Annotated in this window: 25 protein-coding genes and 5 pseudogenes; 10 read left to right on the top strand and 20 right to left on the bottom strand. The window is 54.5% G+C overall.

Going from position 1 to position 24,764, the window contains the following annotated elements:
* Positions 1 to 29 precede the first annotated feature (29 nt).
* The 11 genes and pseudogenes from AXF15_RS00480 to AXF15_RS00455 all read right to left on the bottom strand — a co-directional run bounded on the left by AXF15_RS00480 (position 30) and on the right by AXF15_RS00455 (position 8,823).
* Positions 30 to 527 carry a DUF6531 domain-containing protein gene (locus AXF15_RS00480; RefSeq protein ID WP_066601757.1) on the bottom strand — a complete coding sequence of 166 codons (498 nt, stop codon included), beginning with the start codon at positions 525 to 527 and terminating at the stop codon, positions 30 to 32.
* Positions 528 to 567: 40 nt separating this feature from the next.
* Positions 568 to 957, bottom strand: a complete 390-nt coding sequence (locus AXF15_RS13870; RefSeq protein WP_151192231.1) for a hypothetical protein — start codon at positions 955 to 957, stop codon at positions 568 to 570.
* Positions 958 to 1,052: 95 nt separating this feature from the next.
* On the bottom strand, positions 1,053 to 1,520 hold the full coding sequence (locus tag AXF15_RS13865; RefSeq protein ID WP_151192230.1) for a hypothetical protein: 468 nt from the start codon (positions 1,518 to 1,520) through the stop codon (positions 1,053 to 1,055).
* Between the two features lie 10 nt (positions 1,521 to 1,530).
* Positions 1,531 to 4,365, bottom strand: coding sequence for an RHS repeat domain-containing protein (locus AXF15_RS00475; protein ID WP_066601751.1), 2,835 nt, complete (start codon positions 4,363 to 4,365; stop codon positions 1,531 to 1,533).
* Positions 4,366 to 4,795: 430 nt separating this feature from the next.
* A complete protein-coding gene (locus tag AXF15_RS00470) occupies positions 4,796 to 5,881 on the bottom strand; it encodes an RHS repeat domain-containing protein (RefSeq protein WP_470290481.1) in 1,086 nt (361 codons plus the stop codon).
* 2 nt (positions 5,882 to 5,883) lie between these two features.
* Positions 5,884 to 6,121: pseudogene (locus AXF15_RS14410) on the bottom strand (IS1595 family transposase); the annotation flags it as partial.
* 85 nt (positions 6,122 to 6,206) lie between these two features.
* A complete protein-coding gene (locus tag AXF15_RS13860; protein WP_169793548.1) occupies positions 6,207 to 6,632 on the bottom strand; it encodes a DUF4279 domain-containing protein in 426 nt (141 codons plus the stop codon).
* Positions 6,629 to 6,844, bottom strand: coding sequence for a hypothetical protein (locus AXF15_RS14775; protein WP_211258994.1), 216 nt, complete (start codon positions 6,842 to 6,844; stop codon positions 6,629 to 6,631). Before AXF15_RS14775 ends, AXF15_RS13860 begins: the two co-directional genes overlap by 4 nt.
* A gap of 143 nt (positions 6,845 to 6,987) precedes the next feature.
* Positions 6,988 to 7,092 (bottom strand): annotated as a pseudogene (locus tag AXF15_RS14770) (RHS repeat-associated core domain-containing protein); the annotation flags it as partial.
* A gap of 133 nt (positions 7,093 to 7,225) precedes the next feature.
* Positions 7,226 to 7,684, bottom strand: a complete 459-nt coding sequence (gene bamE / locus AXF15_RS13155; RefSeq protein ID WP_083517763.1) for an outer membrane protein assembly factor BamE domain-containing protein — start codon at positions 7,682 to 7,684, stop codon at positions 7,226 to 7,228.
* Positions 7,681 to 8,823, bottom strand: a complete 1,143-nt coding sequence (locus AXF15_RS00455; RefSeq protein ID WP_066601740.1) for an RHS repeat-associated core domain-containing protein — start codon at positions 8,821 to 8,823, stop codon at positions 7,681 to 7,683. Before AXF15_RS00455 ends, bamE begins: the two co-directional genes overlap by 4 nt.
* A gap of 169 nt (positions 8,824 to 8,992) precedes the next feature.
* On the opposite strand from AXF15_RS00455, the pseudogene AXF15_RS13150 reads away from it, so the two are divergent.
* A pseudogene (locus AXF15_RS13150) lies at positions 8,993 to 9,751 on the top strand (IS5 family transposase).
* Between the two features lie 20 nt (positions 9,752 to 9,771).
* On the opposite strand, the gene AXF15_RS00440 reads toward AXF15_RS13150, so the two are convergent.
* The 4 genes and pseudogenes from AXF15_RS00440 to AXF15_RS13140 form a co-directional block, all read right to left on the bottom strand.
* Positions 9,772 to 10,065 carry a hypothetical protein gene (locus AXF15_RS00440; protein ID WP_066601734.1) on the bottom strand — a complete coding sequence of 98 codons (294 nt, stop codon included), beginning with the start codon at positions 10,063 to 10,065 and terminating at the stop codon, positions 9,772 to 9,774.
* A 128-nt stretch (positions 10,066 to 10,193) separates the two neighbouring features.
* Positions 10,194 to 10,517, bottom strand: a complete 324-nt coding sequence (locus AXF15_RS13855; RefSeq protein WP_151192227.1) for a hypothetical protein — start codon at positions 10,515 to 10,517, stop codon at positions 10,194 to 10,196.
* Entirely contained in the window at positions 10,508 to 11,455 is a 948-nt protein-coding gene (locus tag AXF15_RS13145; protein WP_335338902.1) for an RHS repeat-associated core domain-containing protein, read from the bottom strand. The genes AXF15_RS13855 and AXF15_RS13145 overlap by 10 nt, the downstream gene beginning before the upstream one ends.
* Positions 11,456 to 11,543: 88 nt before the next feature.
* Positions 11,544 to 12,309 (bottom strand): annotated as a pseudogene (locus AXF15_RS13140) (IS5 family transposase).
* A gap of 56 nt (positions 12,310 to 12,365) precedes the next feature.
* On the opposite strand from AXF15_RS13140, the pseudogene AXF15_RS13135 reads away from it, so the two are divergent.
* The 4 genes and pseudogenes from AXF15_RS13135 to truA form a co-directional block, all read left to right on the top strand.
* Positions 12,366 to 12,614 (top strand): annotated as a pseudogene (locus AXF15_RS13135) (IS1595 family transposase); the annotation flags it as partial.
* Positions 12,615 to 12,616: 2 nt separating this feature from the next.
* Positions 12,617 to 13,084: a flagellar export protein FliJ gene (gene fliJ, locus AXF15_RS00420; RefSeq protein ID WP_083517761.1), complete on the top strand. Its 468-nt coding sequence runs from the start codon at positions 12,617 to 12,619 to the stop codon at positions 13,082 to 13,084.
* A complete protein-coding gene (locus AXF15_RS00415) occupies positions 13,035 to 13,646 on the top strand; it encodes a MotE family protein (protein ID WP_151192226.1) in 612 nt (203 codons plus the stop codon). The genes fliJ and AXF15_RS00415 overlap by 50 nt, the downstream gene beginning before the upstream one ends.
* Before the next feature lie 2 nt (positions 13,647 to 13,648).
* A complete protein-coding gene (gene truA / locus AXF15_RS00410; protein ID WP_066601710.1) occupies positions 13,649 to 14,401 on the top strand; it encodes a tRNA pseudouridine(38-40) synthase TruA in 753 nt (250 codons plus the stop codon).
* Positions 14,402 to 14,565: 164 nt separating this feature from the next.
* Here truA and AXF15_RS00405 read toward each other — a convergent pair whose 3' ends face one another.
* A complete protein-coding gene (locus AXF15_RS00405; protein WP_211258993.1) occupies positions 14,566 to 15,384 on the bottom strand; it encodes an ABC transporter substrate-binding protein in 819 nt (272 codons plus the stop codon).
* 216 nt (positions 15,385 to 15,600) lie between these two features.
* A complete protein-coding gene (locus AXF15_RS00400) occupies positions 15,601 to 16,053 on the bottom strand; it encodes a lysozyme inhibitor LprI family protein (protein ID WP_066601708.1) in 453 nt (150 codons plus the stop codon).
* Positions 16,054 to 16,324: 271 nt separating this feature from the next.
* Here AXF15_RS00400 and AXF15_RS13850 point away from each other — a divergent pair, with 271 nt between their 5' ends.
* Together AXF15_RS13850 and AXF15_RS00395 are read left to right on the top strand one after the other, a co-directional pair.
* Positions 16,325 to 16,579, top strand: a complete 255-nt coding sequence (locus AXF15_RS13850) for a hypothetical protein (protein WP_151192225.1) — start codon at positions 16,325 to 16,327, stop codon at positions 16,577 to 16,579.
* Entirely contained in the window at positions 16,560 to 16,772 is a 213-nt protein-coding gene (locus tag AXF15_RS00395) for a hypothetical protein (protein ID WP_066601703.1), read from the top strand. Before AXF15_RS13850 ends, AXF15_RS00395 begins: the two co-directional genes overlap by 20 nt.
* A gap of 62 nt (positions 16,773 to 16,834) precedes the next feature.
* Here AXF15_RS00395 and AXF15_RS00390 read toward each other — a convergent pair whose 3' ends face one another.
* Both AXF15_RS00390 and AXF15_RS00385 read right to left on the bottom strand, forming a co-directional pair.
* The gene (locus tag AXF15_RS00390; protein WP_066601700.1) at positions 16,835 to 17,626 is read right to left on the bottom strand and encodes a TIGR03943 family putative permease subunit; all 792 of its coding nucleotides are present in this window, start codon (positions 17,624 to 17,626) and stop codon (positions 16,835 to 16,837) included.
* Positions 17,623 to 18,693, bottom strand: coding sequence for a permease (locus AXF15_RS00385; protein WP_083517760.1), 1,071 nt, complete (start codon positions 18,691 to 18,693; stop codon positions 17,623 to 17,625). The genes AXF15_RS00390 and AXF15_RS00385 overlap by 4 nt, the downstream gene beginning before the upstream one ends.
* A 160-nt stretch (positions 18,694 to 18,853) precedes the next feature.
* On the opposite strand from AXF15_RS00385, the gene AXF15_RS00380 reads away from it, so the two are divergent.
* The 3 genes from AXF15_RS00380 to AXF15_RS00370 all read left to right on the top strand — a co-directional run bounded on the left by AXF15_RS00380 (position 18,854) and on the right by AXF15_RS00370 (position 24,354).
* The gene (locus AXF15_RS00380) at positions 18,854 to 20,527 is read left to right on the top strand and encodes a Na/Pi cotransporter family protein (RefSeq protein ID WP_066601694.1); all 1,674 of its coding nucleotides are present in this window, start codon (positions 18,854 to 18,856) and stop codon (positions 20,525 to 20,527) included.
* A gap of 247 nt (positions 20,528 to 20,774) precedes the next feature.
* Positions 20,775 to 22,760, top strand: coding sequence for a sensor histidine kinase (locus AXF15_RS00375; protein WP_066601692.1), 1,986 nt, complete (start codon positions 20,775 to 20,777; stop codon positions 22,758 to 22,760).
* Complete coding sequence (locus AXF15_RS00370; RefSeq protein ID WP_083517759.1) at positions 22,747 to 24,354, top strand: DUF3369 domain-containing protein; 1,608 nt, start codon at positions 22,747 to 22,749, stop codon at positions 24,352 to 24,354. Before AXF15_RS00375 ends, AXF15_RS00370 begins: the two co-directional genes overlap by 14 nt.
* Positions 24,355 to 24,512: 158 nt before the next feature.
* Here the strand turns inward: AXF15_RS00370 and AXF15_RS00365 are convergent, their stop codons facing one another.
* Complete coding sequence (locus tag AXF15_RS00365) at positions 24,513 to 24,743, bottom strand: DUF4911 domain-containing protein (RefSeq protein ID WP_066601690.1); 231 nt, start codon at positions 24,741 to 24,743, stop codon at positions 24,513 to 24,515.
* Positions 24,744 to 24,764 lie beyond the last annotated feature (21 nt).

Genomic DNA, 24,764 nt, shown 5'->3' with positions numbered 1-24,764 from the left:
GCTCTTGCCGTCGGGGCGTTTCACGGCGGTCAGATGGCCCTGTCGGTCATAATGGTTCCGCCGTTTGCGAGAGCGATGCCTGTGAGCAGTCCCTGCGTGTCGTAGGCGTGGATGTCGCGGTTGGTCTGGAGGAGCTGGAATCCCGTTCCGGTCTTCATGATGGTCAGGCGCGGCCCAACCTGGTTTATGTAGGTGCCGTCCTTTTCCCTGTGGAAACGGACATGCCGGCCGTCTCCGCGGATCAGGATGATGGCGGTCTTTTCGGTGACCAGCCTTTCGGAGGTGAACGGCGAGGACCATCCGTACCCGAGCACGCCGTTTTCCGTGGCCTGGCTGTTGTATGTCCGGGTGAAGGACAGGATCACCGGGCCGTCAAGACGCACATCTGTTTCCTGCACATACTTGTTGCCCGTGGCGAAGTTCACGCCATGACCGGATATGTATGGATAGGACGAGGCCGTTGCGGAGAAGGGAAGGAAAAATGCAGAGACAAGAACAAGTATCGCGTATGAAAAAAGACGAGTCATAATTTCTCCGCAATACCTGGCAAAAGGGAAGTATGCGGGATTATTGTCCGCAGGGACCAAGATTCTGATCCTTATCAAGCAGGTAATATATCGTCATTGAATCTGATGCGCTGCAACTTCCTGCGCTTCCAGTAACAACAAAATGATTGGCTCCCGGTCGAAGGGTTACGGCTACGCCTCGTGTTTCAAAAATCGACATTGCATAGGAAAAAGAACCGGAGACAGTGAAGAAAGTAACCCCATTTAATGTTGCTGTAACTGTTCCATAGTCACCAGCTTCCGGATTTGCCTTTCCTGTTCCGTATACGGTTATATTGCTTTTATCTACAGTTGATCCTTTTTGTGGAGAGATAAATTTGAGCGAGCAGGCAGAACATTCTGATATTGCAATAAAAAGTATGATCGGGATAAGTAAATACAGGTATCTCATATGGATGACTATTTTTAGAAGACAATCTCCTATGCATGACAAAATATTTAGATATACATGTGTTCTAATTTTTTTGTTTCTATATATTGATACGTTCAATCAATATATGAATTGCAGAGATTATTTAGCTCTTTTAGTAATAACTGTAAATCGCGTCCACTAAAAGGCTTTATGTTAATTTGAAAGGATGTATCACCACTTTTTGTAATTATTGCAATTCGTGGAGCTACAATACTTTGATTAAGTATATTTTTTTTAATCCACAATTTTTTAATATCTAAGATTTCAGATAAACTGACCTTTGATAATCTAAAAAGTCCATCTCTGTATGTAATAAACTCATGATTTACAGTAATCTTGAATCCTGATAGCCAAATACACCACAAAAATGCAATTCCCAGGGTAATAGAAAAAACAATTATTGCCTCTGAAGCTAGTTTTTCTTCAGTACTGCGAAAAAAAATAATAATATTTAGAATGGCTATTAGCAACCATGGTGTTGTTAGTACAATATAACCCGAGACTGATGCGCGGAGTGTTATCGAATTGATACAAGTATCCATAGGGTAAATTTCAATGGGTTAGATTACCGTAGATATGTGACCCCACAGTCCCTGCCGCAGCCCCCTGACCAACAGCGTATTGATAAAATGCACCGCGTCCCATCTTGAGTGCTGTCGCAGGTTCCATTCTTGATATAGTTCCAGCTTTTGCTTTTGTAACCATTTGGCGAAATACTTGCAAGTCACTTCCGCGACCGGCGTTGATGCCAGTAATTCGTGGCCTTCCTGGTATGAATCCAGTCAAGGCTCCAAAACCTGTGTCAAACACTGCACTGCCGACATCATATCCGCACTGCTCACCCAAAATATTTTTCAAACTCTGTGAAGAAAGGTTGCTCACTAAGCCACCAGCGGCTCCAGCCAAAAATGGATTGGCTGTATAAAGTAAAGTCTCGCCTGCTATCGCACCGCCGGCCGCGGCACCAACATAATCTTCCCAGGGGCTCAGATTCCAAGTCAGCAAATCGCCAACGCCGCGACCCAGTATGCCAATTGCTGCACCACCTCCAGCAAAGACAGCGTCGTCAATACCAACCCACAATCCCCATGGATCCACTGCATTCACCGGATTTCCGCCGACATACGCATACAGGTTCATCCCGCCCGCCAGGCCGATGGGATCAGCAGTGATATATCTCCCTGTCTTCGGGTTGTAATACCTGTTCCAGTTGTAGTGCAGGCCTGTCTCGGCGTCGAAGTACTGGCCGGGGAAGCGCAGGTTGTTCTGCACTGTGGCCTTGAGCACTTTGGTCTCGCCGTAAGGCAGGCAGGCGGCCTGCCAGACCACGGTCCCTTGCGCGTCCACCAGCTGCTGCGGCGTGCCCAGGTGGTCGGTGACGTAAAAATACCAGCCGGGCCGGGTCTCGTATTCCAGCAGCGCCACGGGCTCACCGCGCAGGTACACATACTCCCGCAGCACGGTGCCGTTGGCAAGGCTTTCGCCGATGAGCCGGCTGTCCTGATCATAATGGTAATGCACGGTCCGTCCGCCAGCGGTCTTGCTGGTCCGGCGGTTCCAGGCGTCATAGGTGTAGCGGGTCTTCACCGTGTTCTGCACGGACACGGAGACCAGACGGTTCAGGGCGTCATACGTGAAGGCGTGTCTGCCGTCGGAAAGGGTGTTGCCGTTGGCGTCGTAGATGTACGTACCAGCATTCGCCCCGATCACGCTTTGCAGCCGGTTGTTCTCCGTCGCGTAGTCCAGCGTGGCGTTCAGCCCGGCAAGGCTTGGCGTGCGCACGTTTGTGATGCCCGTGACCCGGCCGTTTTTGTCGCGGGTGTAGCGCCGGTCCGAGGACCCGCCGTTCATGCGGGTGACCTGGTAGCGTTGGTCGTAAGCCCGGTTGAAGGCCATGTTGCCGGCCCTGAAGCTCTTGACCGGCCCGAAGGGCAGGTAGCTGATGCTGCTGATCAGCGGCTGATGATCCAGAGTCATGGATATGATCTGGTCCGCCGGGTCATAGCCGAAACGCAGGATGTGTCCGTTGGGATAGACCAGGGCGTTCATGTTGCCCGCGGACGGGCTGTAGCCGTAGCGCACCTTCGACACGACCCCATTCATGGTTCTGGTTTCCGAGGTCAGCTGTCCCAGGGCGTTGTACACGAAGCTCCACTGGCCTGTGCCATCCTTGATACGGGCGAGCCTGCCGCCCTGGTCATAGCTGAACGACGCCGACCCGCCGGGCCAGTTCATGCGCGCGGGCCGGTTCAGGGCGTCGTAGGCATAGGTCACGGCCTGCCCCCTGGCATCGGTCCGGCGGGTCAGGTTGTCCGCCAGATCATAGACAAAGGCGCTCGTTCCGGTGTCCGGGGCGGTCTCCTGCACCACGTTGCCGAAGTCGTCGTAGGCGCGGGTGGTGACGTGGTCGCGGGCGTCGGTCACGGCCACCAGGTTGTCCCAGAGGTCGTACCTGTGCCGGGCGGAGGCCACTCCCGCACGGGTCACGGCCAGCAGGCGGTTCAGGGCGTCGTAGGTGTACTTCGTGCCCACGCCGGAGGGGTCCGTGGACTTCACCAGTCTTCCCGCCCGGTCGTAGTAACGCCGCTCCACGGCGCTGCCGGGATAGGACAGGGCGTAGAGGTTTCCGGCCTTGTCATAGTGCTGCCCCAGAGTGAAGGTCCTCGCTCCGGCGGAAGTATGGATGTCCTGCCGCCGGATCCGGCCCTTGGCGTCATGGGCCCAGAAACTCTTGTGTTTCTGCGGGCTGGAAACCGAGGTCAGCAGGCCGTTGGTATAATTGTAGCGCGTGGTCCGGTTGCCGGGCTGGATCATGCTCGTCAGCCGGCCGGCGTCGTCGTAGGTGAAGCTGGTGGTGATGTTGCCCGCCGTGGTGGTCAGCACATTGCCCTGCAGATCGTACGTCAAAGTGCTCACCAGGCCGTCCGGGCGGGTGATGGTGCGCGGTCTGCCCAGAGGCGTGTAGTCGCCAAAGGTCGTGACCTGGCCCAGAGCGTTGGTCACGGTGCGCAGCTGGCCGCGGTTGTGCCCCTGCGCCGCCGCGTCGGGGTAGTAGGCGAAGCTGGTCACGTCGCTCACGTCCGTGCGCGGGCCGTCGATGGACGCGATCCGCCCCAGGGTCGTGTAGGTCATGGTGATGGTGGCGCTGGACGCCACCCCGTTTCTGATGCCGGTCCGGGTCACGGTCAGCATGTTGCCGTCCGCGTCGTAGGTGTACGCCGTGACCGTGCCTTCCGCGTCCGCGACCTGGCTGATCTGCTGGGCGGCCGTGTACTCGTAGCTCGCGCCCGTGTTCCCGCCGCAGGCGTTGCAGGCCGGGCCGGTGAAAGACCTGACCCGCGCCACGCCGCCGGTGGCGTCGAGCTGGTAGGTGGAGGTCACGTTCATGGCGTCGGTGATTGTGCGGGTCAGCGCCGAAGGGTAACCGATGGTGACCGCGTGCTAGCCGCGATCGATGAGAATCCCCGGATCAAGTGATGAAGGGAGATGTCCAGAATGTTTAGGTACGACCGGTTCAAAATATTTTGGTTTTTCATCGAGAAATTTTATCGACTTTTCATCATCGAGAAATATATTTATTATAATACAATATTCATTTGATCCAGGCATTCTTCTGGTTAATAATAGTTGTGTCCCCTTTGGTATATGTATGTATCTTTTTTCTTGAACTAAGTCTATATCTTCAGTAAATATAACGCCTTTATTTATATATGGAACTGATAGTATATCAACATCTATTGAATATATATAGCAAAATATATTCCAATAAAGAAGAATGATAAAGAAAAGAAAATGTATACAATTTTGCTTTTTCTTCTCATTCTTTTTCTCCTGGATAGTGTACTACATTGCGAACAAGCCATGGAGATGTTATTAAATTAAATTCTAAATCATATGGGCTATTGGAATAAATCCACATTGCACTAAACCATGAAAGCCCTTCTTGAAGCGCGTTAGAAGAAGTTGTCGCACAATTCTCAAATAAGAAGGAATAATCATCTTGAAGTTTATACCCAAATTTAGTTCTATTTCCACTTTTAATTAATGTTTTAAAGTACAGCTCAATTTTTCTCTCATCGTCGCTAGAAATGTCAAAAATATATCCTGTACTATTCCTTCCTTTTCTTTTATATCCTTCAATATATGTCGAATGATTTTGAACAATCATTATATTATCACCTTTCAATTTAAAGCTATGAGCAGATGCTGGATTATACCTTCCACTTGAGTAAACTCTCCCATTTATACTCACCGCAGCATGCCCATACCATGTCCCTCCAGTTATAATTACTTCTGTTATTAACCCTTCCACATCTACTGCATTCACCGGATTTCCACCGACATACGCATACACATTCATCCCGCCAGCCAGGCCGATGGGATCAGCAGTGATATATCTCCCTGTCTTCGGGTTGTAATACCTGTTCCAGTTGTAGTGCAGGCCTGTCTCGGCGTCGAAGTACTGGCCGGGGAAGCGCAGGTTGTTCTGCACTGTGGCCTTGAGCACCTTGGCCTCGCCATAGGGCAGATAGGCGGCCTGCCAGACCACGGCTCCTCTGGAATCCACCAGCTGCTGCGGGGTACCCAGGTGGTCGGTGACGTAAAAATACCAGCCGGGCCGGGTTTCGTATTCCAGCAGCGCCACGGGCTCACCGCGCAGGTACACATATTCCCGCAGCACGGTGCCGTTGGCAAGACTTTCTCCGATGAGCCGGCTGTCCTGATCGTAATGGTAATGAATGGTCCGCCCGCCGGCTGTCTTGCTGGTCCGGCGGTTCCAAGCGTCATAGGTGTACCGGGCCGTCACCTTGTTCTTCACGGACACGGAGACCAGACGGTTCAGGGCATCATAAGCGAAGGTGTGTCTGCCGTCGGAAACGGTGTTGCCGTTGGCGTCATAGATGACGCGCCGTCACGCTCATAAATGCCAAAGGCAGGCTGTTTAAGCATACCTCGGCCTCTTTTTCGGAGCCCTGAAGGCTTTCGAACCCGAATGAGGCCGAAGAAACCTTCATATCGACTTCGACCCCACCCAGCATTGTTCTTTTTGGGGGCACTTGGTAGAAGTAAGTCAGCCGTCTGAAGGCCAAAAAATACATCTCTTTGCAGTCTTCCTGTTCAGTTTCAGAATCAAGGGGCTCCTGATGGTCTAAAGCCAAAAATAATGGATGCGCTCTTCGCGAGATCGATTAACGACGACTGCCGGTTACACAAAATATTTACCCCCCCTATTCATCGGAGAAATAATTATCGATGCTGAGAGGAACCCCATAGCTGCCTATTTCAATTAGCAACTTCGGAGACAGAATAGGACCACCATCAAAACTGGATTGAAAGTGACCGCACCACCAAATCCCATCGAAATGACGGGCAATGGCAATAATTTCAGCTTTTCTGGAATACAGACTTTTGAGAAGAAATCCCAATCCATCCTCCAGACATGTCCATTCGGATTGAAATCCTATCTCCCCTTGTCCGTTGTATGCCCAGTATGAGCGCCGCTTCTTTGTGATTGTCTGGTCTTGTGATTGACTAAATGTATTGCTTGGCTGCAAATCCAATCGAGCTGAAATTTCAGATGGTTCCAACAGAAATCCTGAGAATCGCAGCTCTACTGTGTAGACATGGGCTGCTGATTTTTTATTTTGAGTCATGGTATCACCGCATTGGCAGGAATGGTCGGCCAAAGTGGAGGAGCTAAAGAAGGCAACATTCTTACGCATCGATAAATTATATAGGCAGTACCACCAGCAACTACGACTGTTGCTATCTTCTGGCACTCCTCTCCACAAGTCTCTGCCGGAGCTGATGGTGGAGGAAGAGGACCTCCACAACCGTTCTTTCCATCTGGTTTGCCATACTCCACCCACAGTGCGTAAGCATCAGATAATTCTGCTCTAGTAGCATCTGGATCACCGTCTTGCTTTACGCATTTATGAAACCAACGCTGGAAATTTCTGTCCGTATATTCCCACCATTGACCAGATTTACCACCTTTTCTGACATATCCTAGGGATCCGTGAAGTTCACCGGATTTCCGCCGACATACGCATACACATTCATCCCGCCAGCCAAGCCTATGGGATCAGCAGTGATATATCTTCCTGTTTTCGGGTTGTAATACCTGTTTCAATTGTAGTGCAGGCCTGTCTCGGCGTCGAAGTACTGACCGGGGAAACGCAGGTTGTTCCATACTGTGTTTTTTAACCTTATTTCTTATTGGTTATGGCTTTTTCTCTTTATATTTTCATGGAGCTAAATACCTAGAAAGTAAATTTTCATTTTTGATAAATGGTTTTTCAGTAATATTTTCATATGAATAAATTGCTAAATCATGCAATTCAATTGTTATTCCAGAAACTTTTTGATTTAGAAAGTTTATATAAATTTCTAAAGTTTTCTTTAAATAATTTTGCGTACTAAAAATCCATGTGCATCTATTAGATGTTTTTGTAACCTCTTCAAAATTATATAAATAATCAAAAACATTCACACCTTGGTCATTTTTTTTATAAACTTTAACTAACTTTGGCTTCCCAAGTATTAAAATTACCTGACTTGCTGACATTCCCGGCTTTATTGCAAATATTTGTGATTGTGTTAGATTACTCTTAGGTATTGGAAAGAAGTAAATCCATATAAAATGTATTCCTAAAAGAAAGACAGAGATTGCAATTATCCAAGATATGATTCTTTTAGCGCTCATTTTCTTAGCTTCCACTCATGGTGTCGGTTTTCAAATCCTGACCTTTTTCGTCCTGGAAGTGGATCTGTAGATGCTCCAAGGTCTGGAAAATTAGTACCTCCTAATCCTTCAAAATCTCCAGATGGTGTGGGGAAACCCCATTTGTCTATTGTAACATTTGTCTTATACTTGTCATTCCCCTTAACTTTGTACCAATCGCCACCCCAAGCTGGTGGTTTGACCCCGTCAATGTCATCATTGTAGCATTCACCAGGAGCAAGCCACTCAGGAGGTCCGTATTCTGGCTTTATTAGTATAGGTTCATTATAATTGTTTTTCGCCCACAACCCTTCCACATCCACTGCATTCACCGGATTCCCACCGACATATGCATATACATTCATCCCGCCCGCCAGGCCAATGGGATCAGCGGTAGTATATCTCCCTGTCTTTGGACTATAGTATCTGTTCCAATTGTAGTGCAGGCCTGTCTCGGCGTCGAAGTACTGGCCGGGGAAGCGCAGGTTGTTCTGCACTGTGGCCGTGAGCACTTTGGCTTCGCCGTAGGGCAGATACGCTGCCTGCCAGACCACGGTCCCTTGGGCGTCCACCAGCTGCTGCGGGGTGCCCAGGTGGTCGGTGACGTAAAAATACCAGCCGGGTTGGGTTTCGTATTCCAGCAGCGCCACCGGCTCGCCGTGCAGGTACACATATTCCCGCAGCACGGTGCCGTTGGCAAGACTTTCCCCGATGAGCCGGCTGTCCTGATCATAATGGTAATGCACGGTCCGCCCGCCGGCAGTCTTGCTGGTCCGGCGGTTCCAGGCGTCATAGGTGTACCGGGCCGTCACCTTGTTCTTCACGGACACGGAGACCAAGCGGTTCAGGGCGTCATAAGCGAAGGTGTGTCTGCCGTCGGAAACAGTATTGCCGTTGGCGTCATAGGCGTATTTGCCCGCTCCCGCGCCGCTGATCTTCTCCAGCCGGTTGCTTTTCCCCGCATAGCCCAGAGCCGCGTTCAGCCCGGCAAGGCTTGGCGTGCGCACGTTTGTGATGCCCGTGACCCGGCCGTTCTTGTCCCGGGTGTAGCGCCGGTCCGAGGCCCCGCCGTTCATGCGGGTGACCTGATAGCGCCGGTCAAAGTCCTGGTTGAAGACCATGTTGCCGACCTTGAAGCTCTTGACCGGCCCGAAGAGAGATATCTGAATTTGTTAACGGCAAAAAATAAATGCAAAATCAACTTGCTGTTTTTACAAATCTTTCTAGGCTCAAGCCTCATTAATTGTGAAAATGAGGAAAGTTGTTTAGCTGTGCTCAAAGGAGGATGTAATGAGCCAACTTTTCTACCTTTCCGCCAAACAACTGGAGCGTATCAAGCCTTTCTTTCCACTTTCACACGGCATTCCACACGTCGATGACCTGAAAGTCATAAGCGGCATCATTTATGTCATCAAACATGGCCTGCAATGGAAAGATGCACCGCGTGAGTATGGCCCGTATAAAACGCTGTACAATCGTTTTTTGCGCTGGAGCCGGATGGGCGTCTTCAACAATATTTTTACCGAGCTGGCAAAAACAGCCGGAAAAGATGGAAGATTGATGATCGATGCGACCCACTCCAAAGCCCATCGTACCGCCGCCAGTTTGCTCAAAAAAGGGCTCTTTCCCGCTGTATCGGACGCACGAAGGGCGGTCTGAACTCAAAACTCCATGCTGTTTGCGACGGTCACGGCAGGCCTCTGGCCATGGCGCTCACAGAAGGCCAGGTGAGCGACTACAAGGGAGCCGCCCTGCTTATGGATGCTTTGCCCGAGGCCAGAGAGCTTCTGGCGGACCGTGGTTACGACGCTGACTGGTTCCGTGACGCCCTGCTCGCCAGAGGCATTACGCCTTGCATCCCTCCCAGAAAGAACCGAAAGAGGCCCATCTCTTACGATAAAGAGCTGTATAAACAGCGGCACAAGATCTTTGGTCATGTTTGGCAGGATCAAGGACTGGCGCAGAATAGCCATGCGTTATGACCGCTGCGCACATACTTTCTTTTCAGCTCTGTGCCTCGCTGCTTCCCTCATTTTCTATCTCAATTAATGAGGACTGAGCCCAGAGTACTAAATTTTTACTATCATCTCATTCTCTCTTTTAGTAGGATAAAAAATTTTTTTATGCGATAATTGAAAAAAAAGTGTGCCATGTATACCATCTATAGTCTTTTTATCAGCTTTATTCTTCCATAATTGATTAAAAATATCGTTTGTGTTTTTCAATCCAAGCCTTTGTTGTAAATCTTCAGCAAATTCAATATCTTGCCCGTCTGGAAAAATAACTTCGAAATTCATTTCGTCAATGCTGAAAATATCGTATGTGCAATTTTCTGCTTCATCTATTATTTGAATATTTTTCATTTATATTTACCTCACAACTCCACCAGGATATATGATATGATCACCTCCAGGCTTCTGAACATCCCAGTGTGGATTTCCATGAGCATTGCCTGGATTTGTAGGAACCCAATGATTCCATTTTTATGGTTTCAAAATCCTATAAAAATATAAATATACATTAAAATTAACATAATAGAACATAAAATAGTAACGAAAAGTTGGCGGATTGCAGCTACATATGCTTGTTCAAATTTTTTAAATTTTAGATCGTTGATTTCTGAAAAAGCATCAAAAATAGTATTCCCTCCATAAGCAAAAGTGCCAAATAAATGGAATTTATCTTCCCATTCTTTTGGGTAGTTTCTTTTTATAAATCGAATAGCTCTATGGTTGATTAGTACAATCCTTAAAAAGAAAAATACCCACAAACATTGTATCATATGAAAAAAAATAGCATCACGACTTAATTGCATGTTGATTCATCCTTTAAAAAACACCAACCACGACTCTGTTCCCATTGAATAATTGCAGATGTATCTGTGAGTATAGCTGCTGACCCAGGATTGGAAATGGTTTTTCCAACACTGGGTATTGCTATCGTCAGTGCCTGACCTATATATCCATTTCCTTTAACGATACTGATTGCTGATTTTGAAACAAATCGAGATCCTTCAACAGATTTTCCAAGTAGTTGATCTACAGATGATGCATTTGTTTTTAGAATTGTAATTCCTACACCAGTGCCTATACCAGTAACAGCTCCATATCCGATAGTTCCAGTTATAGACATAGAAAATCCATTTTCTTCGCTATATCCAAAATTGAGAGCAGTTCCCCCTCCACCGCCTATTGCCGCACACATTATACCGACATTACTGGCAATACTGAGCGTCCATAACCCTTCCAGATCCACTGCATTCACCGGATTTCCACCGACATACGCATACACATTCATCCCGCCGACCAGGCCGATGGGATCAGCAGTGATATACCTCCCTGTCTTCGGGTTGTAATACCTGTTCCAGTTGTAGTGCAGGCCTGTTTCGGCGTCGAAGTACTGGCCGGGGAAGCGCAGGTTGTTCTGCACTGTGGCCTTGAGCACCTTGGCCTCGCCATAGGGCAGATAGGCGGCCTGCCAGACCACGGCTCCTCTGGAATCCACCAGCTGCTGCGGGGTGCCCAGGTGGTCGGTGACGTAAAAATACCAGCCGGGTTGGGTCTCGTATTCCAGCAGCGCCACGGGCTCACCGCGCAGGTACACATACTCCCGCAGCACGGTGCCGTTGGCAAGACTTTCCCCGATGAGCCGGCTGTCCTGATCATAATGATAATGCACGGTCCGCCCGCCAGCTGTCTTGCTGGTCCGGCGGTTCCAGGCGTCATAGCCGTGATATAAAGAGGTTTTGCTAATTATTTATATGTTCATAAATTGACGATACTATCTGACAATATCAAGTATATCCTATTTTTTCTATAGCAATATCTAGGTTCAGGCCTCATTAATTGAGATAGAAAATGACGGAAGCCGCGAGGCACAGAGCTGAAAAGAAGGTATGCGCGCAGCGGTCATAACGCATGGCTATTCTGCGCCAGTCCTTGATCCTGCCAAACATGATCTCGATCTTGTGCCGCTGTTTATACAGATCTTTATCGTACGGGCAGGGTCTCTTCCGGCTCCTTCTGGGCGGGATGCAGGGCGTAATGCCTCTGGCGCACAGGGCGTCACGGAACCAGTCGGCGTCGTAACCACGGTCCGCCAGAAGCTCCCTGGCCTCAGGCAAAGCATCTATGGCGTCCATAAGCAGGGCGGCTCCTTTGTAGTCGCTCACCTGGCCTTCTGTGAGCGTCATGGCCAGGGGCCTGCCGTGGCCGTCGCAAACAGCATGGAGTTTGGAGTTCAGACCGCCCTTTGTGCGTCCGATGCAGCGGGAAAGAGCCCTTTTTTGAGCAAACTGGCGGCGGTTCGATGCGCCTTGAGGTGGGTTGCATCGATCATCACCTGGCCATCCTGTCCCGCTGTTTTGCCAATTCGGTAAAAATATTGTTGAAGACGCCCATTTGGCTCCAGCGCAAAAAACGATTGTACAGCGTTTTATACGGGCCATACTCACGCGGCGCATCTTTCCATTGCAGGCCATGTTTGATGACATAAATGATGCCGCTGATGACTTTCCGGTCATCGACCCGCGGAATACCGTGTGAAAGTGGAAAGAAGGGCTTGATATGCTCCAGTTGTTCGGCAGAAAGGTAGAAAAGTTGGCTCATGGCGTCCTCCCTGAGCACAACTAACCAACTTTCCTGATTTTTACAATTAATGAGGCCTGAGCCTAGGCTACCAAAAACACTTCCGGGTTGAGCATGGCAACAATGAATTTGCCAATAAAAACTCACACATTAACGGCATTGAGAGCTTCTGGGCTTTTGCCAAAACACGACTTGTTCGTTTTAGGGGTTTGCCCAAGCACACTTTTTACTTTCATTTGAAAGAATGTGAATTTCGCTTTAACCATAGAAACGAAGATATTTATAAACTTCTGCTCAAAATGCTCAGAGAAAATCCACTCAGCTAGGCATGACCCTTGCTTTAATATTCACCATGTCCCGTCCATTTCATTTTTCTCTGGAAAAGGTTCTCGAATACCGCAAGCAGATCGAAGATCAGGCCCGTCTGGCATTCAGCCGGGCGCAAGTCTCGGAGCGGGAGCAACGCCGGACATTGGAGCGCTTGCAGGAGGAACTTGAAAAATGTCTGGAGGGAATGCCCCGGTCCGGGCGGACGAATCCGCAGGAGTTGTGGCTGTGGGCGGAATGGCGGCGGCATCTGGAAGTGGATACGAAAGCGGCTGAGGCGGAGCTTGGCAGGCGGGAGCGACTGCTTGATTCCTGCCGCCGGGAACTGGTGGCGCGGGCCACGGAACGCAAACTTCTGGAGAAGCTCCGTCACAGACAGGAGCACAGGCATGCCCTGAAAGAACAGCAGAGGGAACAGAATGAATTCGACGAATCCGCAATGCTGCGTTTCGGCCGTGCGTCCGGCTAGACTGGTGCAGGCCGTGATGGCCCTGACTCTGGTCAAGCTGGCAGCGGTGGTTTTCCTGTGGATGCCCGGGCAAAAAGTCCAGGATACGGCTTTGCCTCCCATTGTGCCTCAAGCCTTGGCCGCAAGTCCGGCTCAGGATGGAAACAGTTCCATGCAGCCGCCGGAGCAACCCGAGGTCTCATCTTCTCCGGCGGCTTCAACGAGGGATATCTCAGCCAGAGAGCTGGAAGTGCGTAAGCGTGAGGCGGAGTTGAAAACCATGGAGGCGGAGCTGGAGGCCAAGCTCGAAAGTTTGCGGGCCATGGAAGTGAAGATGCAGAATCTGATCAAATCCGCCGAAGATATGCAGGATGAAAAGATGCAGCATCTGGTGGATGTCTATTCCAACATGAAGCCCAAGCAGGCTGCTCAGGTGCTGGAAAATCTGGAGGAATCCATTGCCGTCAAAATTCTGGCTGGTATGAGCGGGCGAAAGGCCGGAGAGGTTCTGTCTTCGGTCCGGGCCGACCGCGCGGCCAAGCTTTCGGAGGCCCTGACCCGCCTGCAGACCGGCGGAAACTGAGCATGGCGCGCATTCGTCTGACCGTGGCCTATGTGGGCACCCGCTACCACGGCTGGCAGATTCAGAAAAACGGTCCAAGCATTCAGGAAGCGTTGGAGACACGGATTTCATGTATCTGCGGCGTACCCGTACGAGTGCACGGATCCGGTCGGACCGACGCCGGGGTCCACGCCACAGGGCAGGTGGCGCACTTCGACGCCCCGGATGGCAATGCCATCCCTTGGCAAAAGGCGCTCAATTCCATGCTTCCCGAAGACATCGCCGTTGTCGATGCGCGGGCTGCCGAGCCTGGGTTCCACGCTCGGTTTTCCGCAGTATCCAAACGCTACGCCTACACGCTGTGGACCGACCCCCGGTTCGTCCTGCCCCAGCGGGCCCCTTTCGTCTGGTCTGTGCGCGGCCTGAATCTGGAAGCGATGGACCGTGCCGCCGCGCTTCTGGCCGGAACGCACGACTTTGCCTCCTTTCAGAACGCGGGAACAGAACTCAAGACCACCATCCGCACGTTGGAGCCGATCATTCGTGTCCCGGGCCTCTGTTCGGGAGAATGGATACTGCACTTTCAGGCTGACGGTTTTTTGAAGCAGATGGTCCGGAATCTGACCGCGTTTCTGGTGGAGGTAGGGCGTGGCAGGCTTTGCCCTGAAGACGGGCCACGCCTTTTTCGGACCCGCGATCGCAGGTTGGCTCCGGCTACGGCTCCGCCGCAGGGGTTGTGTCTGGAGGAAGTTTTTTACGGAGAGCCGCCAGTCTGACCACACCGGAAAAGGCCGCTGGGGATGTTACCAGATGCGATGGGAATATCGCGGCAGGAGAACACTACCCGCGCCAGTAAACTTTTCCTGTGGACCGGCCACCCCGGTATGGAAGCGTTCCGGGTGGCCGGACGGGGTTTTCACCCCGTCCGGGTTTTCCGGGATCAGGGCAGTTCCACCGCCCACGTATCCAGAGGTGGGACACTCTTTACGATGCCTTCCTTCTTCAGGAATTCGGCGAAGCGGGTATAGCGGTTTTTGTCCAGAGCTCCAGGCCGCAGGGCGAAGCGCGGCAGAGTGTCTTTCCAGGCCCGGCGGTTCAGTTCATCATCCAGGTTTTCCCGTCCGTTACTCACGAAAAGTCTCCACGATTCTTCCGGGTGGTTTATCAGATACTGCGCGCCTTCTTCCAGAGCATCCACGAATCTGCGCAGCTTCGGGTTCCGCGTATTTTGGGCATTGGCCACCAGGATCAGCTCATCATAGGCCGGAACACCATGTTCTTCCACGAAAAAGGCCCGCCCCGGCCGTTTCTCGATATCCATCTGATTCAGCTCGAAATTGCGGAACGCGCCGATGACCGCGTCTGTCTGGCCGGTGAAAAGGGACGGCGACAGAGAAAAATTGACGTTGACCAGTTTCACGTTGTCCAGCTCAAGCCCTTCCTGGGCCAGCATCACCTTGAGCAGAGCGGTTTCAAAGCCGCCCACAGAGTAGCCGATGGTCTTGCCTTTCAGGTCGGCGATGGATTTGACCGGGCCGTCCGCCAGCACCACCAGAGAGTTGAGCGGCGTGGCCACCAGTGTGGCGATGCGGGTCAGGGGAAGCCCCTCGGCCACCTGCATCTGGTGCTGATGCTGGTAGGATACGGCCAGATCGGCCTTGCCCGCGGCCACGAGTTTGGGCGGATCGTTGGGATTGGAGGGGGCGACAAACTCCACGTCCAGTCCTCTGGCCTTGAAGAAGCCTTTTTCCTGGGCCACAAAAAGGGGGCATGGTCCGGGTTGATGAACCAGTCCAGAAGAACGGTCATTTTCTCGGCCTGAGCTGAGGAGGAGAAAAGAATCAGAGCGGACAAAAGCAGAAATTTTTTCATGAAAGCCTCGTCGGTTGGATGATAAGAAAGGTTACAGTCTGAAAATGTGTTTCGGAAGCATTTGCTGTTTCCCCAGAGTCAAGAAGGTTTCCTCGATCGGGATTTACCCGATCGTGTTCCTGTTGATGACGCGCAGATAGCCGATGCGCTGGACAAAGAAGCGGAGTTTCGCGGCAAGTCCCATATTGATGTACATGGTGCCGCCCTCGCCGAAGCCGCTTTGCGCCCGTTCACAGAAGGATTCCACAAATCTGAGCCATGCGCGCTGGTCCTTGAGCAGCAGTTCCGCCAGGTGCGGGTCCCTGTTTTTCAGGTTGCGCATGGTTTCCCTGTAGGCCGCGTTCAGGAGAAGATCGGCTTCGGCCAAGCCATTTTCCAGTACCTCCATTGCCCCTGCGCGCCCCATGGATATTTCGGCTTCTTCGCTGGCTTTGAAAGTGTCTTTCATGAGCGCGACGGCTTTTTTCTCCATTTCGGAAAGAGAGTGGCGCTCTTCAGCAAAAGCCGCGGATGAAAAGAGCAGCAGTAAAAGAAACACGGTGGGAAGCACGCGCATAATGACTCTCCTTCACGGCCTGTGCGGTGGAAGCTGACGGCCCGAATCAGGGCTGCCTGAGGCTGGATACTTAGCGGCGGCTACACTGAAAATCCAGGTCAATTTCAGGCTGCCTGTGTCCCGGCCATTGACAGGATCGGCAAAGTAAGATTAGTCGAAATTTAATTATTAGCTGTAGCTAATTATTTTTTTAAACTTTATTCTATAAGCTTTCATTATTATATAATTTTATTGAAGATAATCATAAAATTAGAAGTTTCTGGAGGTAGCCATGTTTAAACTTGATAATGGGGCTGAATTGTTTTCGTCGCAGGACATGCAGCGGTTGCGCAAGGCGGCCGGTGGAGCCATGGGTTCTCGCCCGTGGGTGGAAGGTTCCGGTGGCGAGGCAACCCATGCTTCGGGCTGTTCCGGGGACGGAACGTGTTCCTGCAAGGTCAAATGCGCCCGCTGCCGTTGCGCCATGCGGGCCGCCGGAAAGAAAGAGGAGGCTGGGGAGGTGACGCATGGATCGTCCGGGGAATGAATCCCTGCGGATTGAACTCTCCGCCGCAACCCTGACCCGGCTTCTGGCTGCCGGGCATCTGGGCGCGGCCGAGTTGCGCTGTCTGGACTGCGCATCGAAAGCGTGTCTGCGCCGGTTGTGTCTGGCCAGTTGCGTCCGGCCGTTTTCCGGGTGCGCGGGGTGCCCGTACAGCGCTGGAAAGAAAGACGCGTAGTTCGCGGGCGATTCCATGTGGCGGGCCGTATCTTCAAAGAGGAGATGCGGCCTGTTTGATTTTCAGTACAGATAGGGGCTGGCTGGCGGGTCCACGTTCGTCATCCGGGTCACCCGGATCAGCGGAACAGTCTTGTCTTCATGGGGCAGCAATTCAAAGGTGCCTTCGACCCGCACCCACTGTTCCGACGGCAGGTCCGGAGTTTCCTTCATATCCAGAGCCACGGTCAGCGGCATGGCGTCCGCCGCGCAGCACGTGATCAGAAAGCGGTACAAAGCCACGGTGCGGCCGGCCCCGAAATAGCGTTCCAGATCGGGGTTACGGTACAAGAGGCCGAGCAGGGTCACTTCTTTTCCCGCGTATTCCCCCGGCGAACGCAGCAGGTCGAGGGCCGTAAGCGGTTCGTCCGGATTGGGGAGCGGCTCCAGACCCGCATTGGCGAAGGCTTCGCTGATGGCCCGGTCCGATACCGCGTCGGGCGTGTGCGTGGAAGAATCCGGGAAGGATTGTCCGCTGAAGCCTTCCTCCGTACCGACATCCACACCCAGAAACCGGTTGGCGAAGACATCTCCTCCCAGAATGGAATCCGTCACGGCCATGTGCAGCAGGGGCAGCAGCAGAATCGTGGCGCGCAGAAAGGGCACGGGCGCGGGCCGTCTGATGCTGGCGAGCATGAAGGCCAGGGCGATGACCGCCCCCATGCCCAGCAGCCAGGAGAATTCGGGGCGCAGAAACAGCCGGATGCGGTTTGTGCCAAGAATCATGATCAGGGCCACGCTCCAGGCTGTGAAGACAAAACCGGCCGTGAACCTTCCGCTTGTGCATGCGTTTTTGAGCCGTGCAAGGGGCGTCATGACCAGCCCTCCAGTACCAAAAGGCTCATGGACGCGCTCACCGTCAGCAGAAGCACAAGTCCTGCCAGTACCGCGATGACCCGTTTGCGGAAAACCGCCTGATACATGAGCAGCAGCTTCAGATCAAACATGGGGCCGGTGAGCATGAAGGCCATTTGTGCGGCCGGAGGCATGAGCCCGGAAAAGGATGCGGCGATGAAGGCGTCGGATTCGGAGCAGAGATTCAGGGCCACGGCCAGCGCCGTCATGGCCAGGATGGACAGGGCGGGCAGGGACGCCAGCCCGAGCAGCAGGGATCTGTCCACAAAGGCCTGAGCTACGGCGGCCACGAATGCACCGACAATCAGGTACTGGGCCACGCCCAGAAAGTCGGCGGTGCCGTGGCGCAGCGCCTGTCCCAGCCGGGAGGCGAAGGATGGCCGGACCACGGCGTTCGTGACCTGCGAGAAGTGCTGCAAGGGGGCCTCGCATCCGCAGGAGCAGGGCTGGGGCGCGATGTGCTCCAGTCCGTCGTGCAGTGCGCTTTTGCCCGGAAACAGGCGGTTCAGCACAAGGGCTGCGGTCACGGCGACGGCATAGCCCAGACCCAGGCGCATCGCCATGATTTTCCATTCAAACCCGTAAGCCAGGGCCGTGGATGCGGCGACAATGGGGTTCACGATGGGGCCGGCCAGCAGATAGGCGATGCCGGCCCCGAAGGGCAGCCCTTTGCTGAGAAGCCTGCGTACGACCGGTACTACCGCGCATTCGCAGACCGGAAAGACAATGCCGAGCCCGGCGGCGACGCAGATGGCGGTCAGTCCCCGTTTGGGCAGCAGGGAGGCCATGCGTTCCCGGCTGACAAAGGCTTCGATGAGCCCCCCGACCAGAGCGCCGAGCAGCATGAAGGGCAGGGCCTCCAGCACGATACTGGTGAACATGATGGACAGGGTGCGGTATGGCCCGGAGGCCGCTCCCACAGGCAGAACCAGAAGCCCGGCGAAGATGAAGATCACGGCGGCCACGGCGCGGAAAGTGCCGCCGGTCGGGGTGCCCGCATGAGACATTGTCGAAGTGGCATGTGACATGGGCGGCTGCTTGGCACGCCCGTTTCCGGGGGTCAAGCCGGAGGCGGCCCGCTTTGAAGCCTTTGGAATGGAAAAAACTTTTCTTGGCGGACAAGATGGTCTAAAGAAATGCGGATTTTGCGGTGCCGTAAAGCCCTCTCACCACAGCCAAGGATTACGCATGATTCATGTCCTTATTCAGACTCTCGGCGGCCTCGGTCTTTTTGTGCTGGGCATGAAACTCATGACCGAAGGCTTGCAGATGGCCGCGGGCAACCGCATCCGCAACATTCTGAAAGCCGTCTCCGACAACCGTCTGGTGGGGTTCGCCACGGGCGCGGCGGTCACGGCCATGGTCCAGTCCTCCTCGGCCACCACGGTCATGCTGATCAGTTTTGTCAGCGCCGGGCTCATGACCCTGACCCAGGCCGTCGGCGTCATCCTGGGGTGCAACGTGGGCACGACCATGACGGCCCAGCTCATCGCTTTCAAACTTTCGGATCTGGCCCTGCCGGCCATCGCCATCGGGGTGCCGCTCAATTATTTCGGCACGCGCAAGAAATATCGCTATCTCGGTGAAATCATTCTCGGGTTCGGCCTCCTTTTCTTCGGCATGACCGTCATGGGCGACGGCCTCAAGCCCCTGCGCTCCGATCCGGCCTTCATCTCGTTTTTCACCAGATTCGATGCTTCCACCGTGGGCGGGCTGCTGCTGTGCGTGGCCACGGGTGCCGGCCTGACCATCGTGGTACAGTCGTCCTCGGCCACCATCGGCCTGACCATGGCCTTCGCCACCCAGGGGCTGATAGGATTCCCGGCGGCCATGGCCCTCATTCTGGGAGAAAACATCGGCACCACCATCACCGCCGAGCTCGCCACCATCGGTTCCGCCAGCATCAACGCCTACCGTGCAGCCAGGGCACACACCATGTTCAACGTGTTCGGAGTGTGCATGATGCTGCTCATTTTTCCGTGGTTCCTGCGTGGCATCGAATGGGTCACCCTCATGATGGCCGGAGGACATGCCTGGGATGTGCAGGCCGGTGGGGAATATCCGTACATGGCCCGCTATCTGGCCAACGGTCATACGCTGTTCAACCTCGTGAATGCCCTGATTTTCCTCATTTTCCTCCCCTTTCTGATCAGGGTTGCCATCCTTTTGTCTCCCAGGGACAGAAGTGAGGGAGATGAGCTGTTCCGCCTGCCGGTTTTCGAGCCCAATGCGGAGGACAACAGCGTGGCGGCCCTGGCCCGGACCAGGGGCGAGCTGCAACGCATGTCCCGGATTGTGCACGAGGCTTATCTGAATGCTCTGGAATGTCTGGAAAAGCGCGATCCGCAGACCATCCGCAGACGGCAGCGTTTTGAAAATCATATCGACGAGATGCACAAGCTCATCACCACTTTTCTGGCCAAAGTCATGCAGACCGGGCTCAACGAAGAGGATTCGGCGGAAATCTCGGCCCAGATGCGTCTGGCCAATACCCTGGAACGTATCGGTGACGCGGTGGAGGTGCTGGGTCTTCTGTGCGAGGAGATTGTGGAGAAGGAGCTCAATTTTTCAGAAGACGCCTGGATCGATTTTTACAACATTTCGGCCAGGGTGGATGAGTTTCTGAAAATGACCATGCACGGCCTTGAGAATGAACCTGAGAATCTGCTGGAAGAGGCGGGCAAGGCCGAGGAAGTCATCGACGCCATGCGGGAGAGAATGCGCGACGCGCATATCGAACGGCTCAAGGTCGGCAAATGCGGTATCGAGGGCGGGCTTGCCTTCATCAATCTGCTGGCCCGGCTGGAGAAGATCGGTGACCACTGCTACACCATCGCCAGAACCGTGACCAGAAACCGCTGAAGTACAGGCCGCGCGGCATATCGCCCCGCTCCGGCATATTTTCGGAGCGGGGCTTTTTTGCGCCGTTTCTCCGGCGTACTTGATCCCGCAGGGCGGCGCTGCCGGAGTCTTTGAGCCAAGGCCCTTGCATCCGTGCGGCGGGACGGGTAGTTTCTCCGGAACCTCTCCCGAACTTCAGTTTCATGGCCGGGTTGTGTTTCCCCATGCTTACGGCTGAGAAGCGAACCGAACCGGAGAGGGAGGGCTCGTGATTCTGCCGTTTTTTTCCTCCATCCGCCGCAATCTGGCCCTGCTGGTACTCGTGTCCATGGCGCCGGCTCTGGTCATTGTGCTTTTCACCGGACGTGCCCTGCACGAGGCCATGGTCCGCAGCGCCGAAAACGCTGCTCTGCGCCAGATTCAGGCCATGTCCGCACACCATGAGCATGTGGTGGACAGCGCCCGGCTGCTGCTGGCCACCCTGGCCAAAGCGCGGGAGGTGCGGCAGGGCTCCCCGCGTGAAGCGCAGCAGCTGCTCGAAGAAATACTCACCCGCAACGGAGCCTACTGCGCTCTGGCTCTGGCCGATGCCGCGGGCCGCATTGTGGCCGTCTCGCCGCCGGGCTCTCTCTCCAGCATCGAAAATGAAGGCTATTTTCAGGAATCCGTGGCCGGAATGCATTTTACCATGGGCGCGTACCATCTGGCTCCCGGTCCTTCCCGCCGCGTGGTCATCGAATTCGCACAGCCCGTGTCCGCTCAGGATGGCTCTGTGCACGGCGTGCTCGTGGCTTCTTTTGATCTGAATTATTTCGGCCGTGTTTTCGCCGATGCACATCTGCCGGAAGGTTCGGTTTTCACTCTGACCGATGCGACGGGCATGCGTCTGACCCGCTTTCCGGAAACGGAAAAATACACCTGGGTTCCGGATTTGCCGCAGATGATCGAGCGCATGTCCGGGCAGCGGGCCGAAGGGGTTTTTCTGGAAACCGGCGTGGACGGCGTGCGCAGGCTCTACAGCTTCAAGCGCATGTATTTCATGGACACGCCTTCGAGGCATCTGATGATCCGTCTCGGGCAGCCGGAGGACCTGGCTCTGGCCAAGGCCCGGAGCGCCGTTTACCGGAATGCAGTACTGCTCGCTCTGGCCGCCGTTCTGGCCGCGGTCGGGGCCTGGTTCGTGGGGGAATTCATCATCATGCGCCGGGTGAACCGCCTGATGGCGGCCGCCGACCGGCTGGGTTCCGGAGATCTGAGCACGCGCACCGGCCTCGAGCGCGAGGGCGGAGAGATGGGGCGGCTGGCGGCGGCCTTCAACCGCATGGCCGAAAGTCTGGAGGATCAGGACCGGGAGCGCCGCCGCGCCGAGGAGGAACTCTGCATTCTGAATACAGAGCTGGAAGACCGCGTGTCCCGGCGTACGGGCGAACTGGCCAGGGCCAACGCGGAATTGCAGGCCGCACTGGACGATCTGCGGCAGGCTCAGAGCCAGCTGGTCATGGCCGAGAAACTGGCGGCTCTGGGCGGACTGGTGGCCGGTGTGGCTCACGAGATCAATACGCCTGTGGGCGTGGCGCTTTCGGCCTCTTCCACCCTGGCCGAGAAGACCCGGAATATCCGTGAGCTGTTCGAGACCGGCGGGATGAAGCGTTCGGATCTGACGGCGTATCTGGATTCCGCCCGGGAGGGGGTGGAGATGGGCGTTTTGAATCTGCACCGGGCCTCGGAGCTGATCCGCAGCTTCAAGATGGTGGCGGCGGATCAGGTTTCGGAGGTCCGGCGGCGGTTCATGGTGCGGGAATATGTGGAGGAAATCCTGCTCAGTCTGCGCCCCAAACTCAAGAAGACCGCTCACCGGGTGGAAGTGGAATGCGATGCGGATCTGTGCATCGACAGCTATCCCGGAGCGTTCTCACAGATTCTGACCAATTTCGTGATCAATTCCCTGACCCATGCCTTTGACGAGGGGCAGGCCGGGGTGATCCGCATTGCCGTGAGGATGGACGGGGCCGCACTGGTCCTCAGCTATTCCGATGACGGGCGGGGGATTCCGCCCGAGGCGCAGGACAAGATTTTCGATCCTTTCTATACATCGGCCCGGTCCAGGGGTTCCACCGGACTGGGGCTGCATATCGTGTTCAACGTCGTCACCCGCACCCTGAACGGCTCCGTGACCTGCTGCAGCGAGCCCGGCCGCGGAACCACGTTTGTGGTGCGTTTCCCCTGTGAAGAGGCCGGTCATGACGGACAGTGACGAAATTCTGTTTCTGGACGAAGAGCCTTCCGGTCCCGCCGCGGAGGAAGAGAGTCCGTGGAAAATTCTGATCGTTGACGACGAGGCCGATGTGCACGGCGTGACCGCGTACATGTTGTCGGGGCGGACATACGAGGGCCGCGCGTTTCATTTTCTGCACGCCTATTCCGGGGCGGAGGCCAGGGAAGTGCTGGCCGCCCATCCGGACACGGCCATCGTGCTGCTGGATGTGGTCATGGAGACGGACGACAGCGGGCTGCTGCTGGTCCGGTACATCCGTGAGGAGCTGAAAAACCGCGCCGTGAGGATCATCCTGCGCACGGGCCAGCCGGGAAAGGCTCCGGCCACCCAGGTCATTCTCGACTACGACATCGACGACTACAAGGAAAAGACCGAGCTGACCCTGGAAAAGATGCTGGTGGTCATTGTCTCGGCTTTGCGCTGCTTCGCCCTCATCCATGCCATGGAGGAGCATCGGCGCGGGTTGCGGTGCATCATCGAGGCGTCTTCCAACATTTTCGGCCGCCAGTCCCTGCAGAAACTGGGGACGGGTGTATTGGCCCAGCTGACCTCGCTCCTCGGCCTCGGAAAGGACAGTATGTACTCTCACACTTCCGGGCTGACCGCTTCGGGCATTCAGGGGATGCCGACGGTACTGGCCGCCACGGGGGAGTTTTCCCGGTACGTGGACCGGCCCATGCGGCAGGTAAGCGAAGATACCGTGCACAGTGCTCTGGACAGGGCCAAGGCGGAGCCGCATGGACTGTATTGCGAGCAGGGCGTCTGCGCCTGGTATTTTCAAAGCAGGACGGGCTCGGAGAATTTTCTGTATTTTGAAACGCCCAGAAATCTGGATGAAAAAGACCGGGATCTGCTGGCCCTTTTTTTTACCAACGCTTCGCTGGCCTTCGACAACCTGTTTCTGAACAAAGGCATCGAGGACACGCAGAAGGAAATCATCTACCACATGGCGGAAACCGTGGAGTGCCGGTCTGCCGAGACGGGCGGTCATGTGCGCCGGGTGGCGGAGCTGGCCCGCCTGCTGGCCTTGAAATACGGCCTGGGAGAGGAAGAGGCCGAGATGCTTAAACTTGCCTCCACCGTGCATGACCTGGGCAAGATAGGCATTCCCGACGCGGTGCTGAACAAGGCCGGAGATCTGACCGCGGAAGAGTTTGAAGTCATCAAGAGTCATGTGTGGCGCGGATATGAGATGTTGTCCCATGCCCGGAGCCCTGTCATGCGCGCGGCGGCCCGGATCATTCTTACGCATCACGAACGCTGGGACGGCGAAGGCTATCCGCAGGGCCTCGCCGGGGAGGACATTCCGATTCACGGGCGGATCGTGGCCGTGGCCGACGTGTTTGACGCCCTGGCCAGCAGCCGGGTTTACCATCAGGCTTGGCCCTGGAAGGATATATTCGACTACTTTCTGGAGCAGAGCGGCCGGCATTTCGATCCGTGCCTGGTGGAGTCGCTCTTGCAGCACCGCGAAGAATTCATGGCCGTTTATATGGCGGATAATGGCCGGGAGAAGATGGAAACCGGAGAGCATAATCCGCTTCAATGGGGAATAAATTCTGTTGGCGGATGAAAATCTCCACTCCCATTGGATACATGCCTGGAGGAACGACGAGATAGAACGCTGTAGCGGAGGAGATTGCCGCAGGCTGTAGACGCTTTCCGGAATACTGGCAGTTGCTGTCTAGATGATTTTTCCGGTCTGCCGGAGCGGCGGGAAAAGCTGACGGGTTATCTCGTGGTGCAGGGCAGGTTCAAGATTCTGGCTCCCTGGGCGGCCAGAAATTCACGCAGCGTCTTTTCCGCGTGGGTGGCGCAACGCAGCCGGATCACGGCCCGGAACCTGTCCACCACGCTCATGACGGCCAGATTGTCGTATCCTTCCAGCAGAAAGCGGTAGAGGGCGATGCTGGAGCGCGGGATTTCCGCATAAAGCGTCAGGCTCCGCGTTTCCGGCGGCACAGGACGTTTCCGGCGGGACCG

The organism is Desulfomicrobium orale DSM 12838 (assembly GCF_001553625.1).
GTDB lineage: Bacteria > Desulfobacterota > Desulfovibrionia > Desulfovibrionales > Desulfomicrobiaceae > Desulfomicrobium > Desulfomicrobium orale.
The sequence above is the reverse complement of the archived record's forward strand: the minus strand, read 5'-3'. Positions and strand labels throughout refer to the sequence as shown.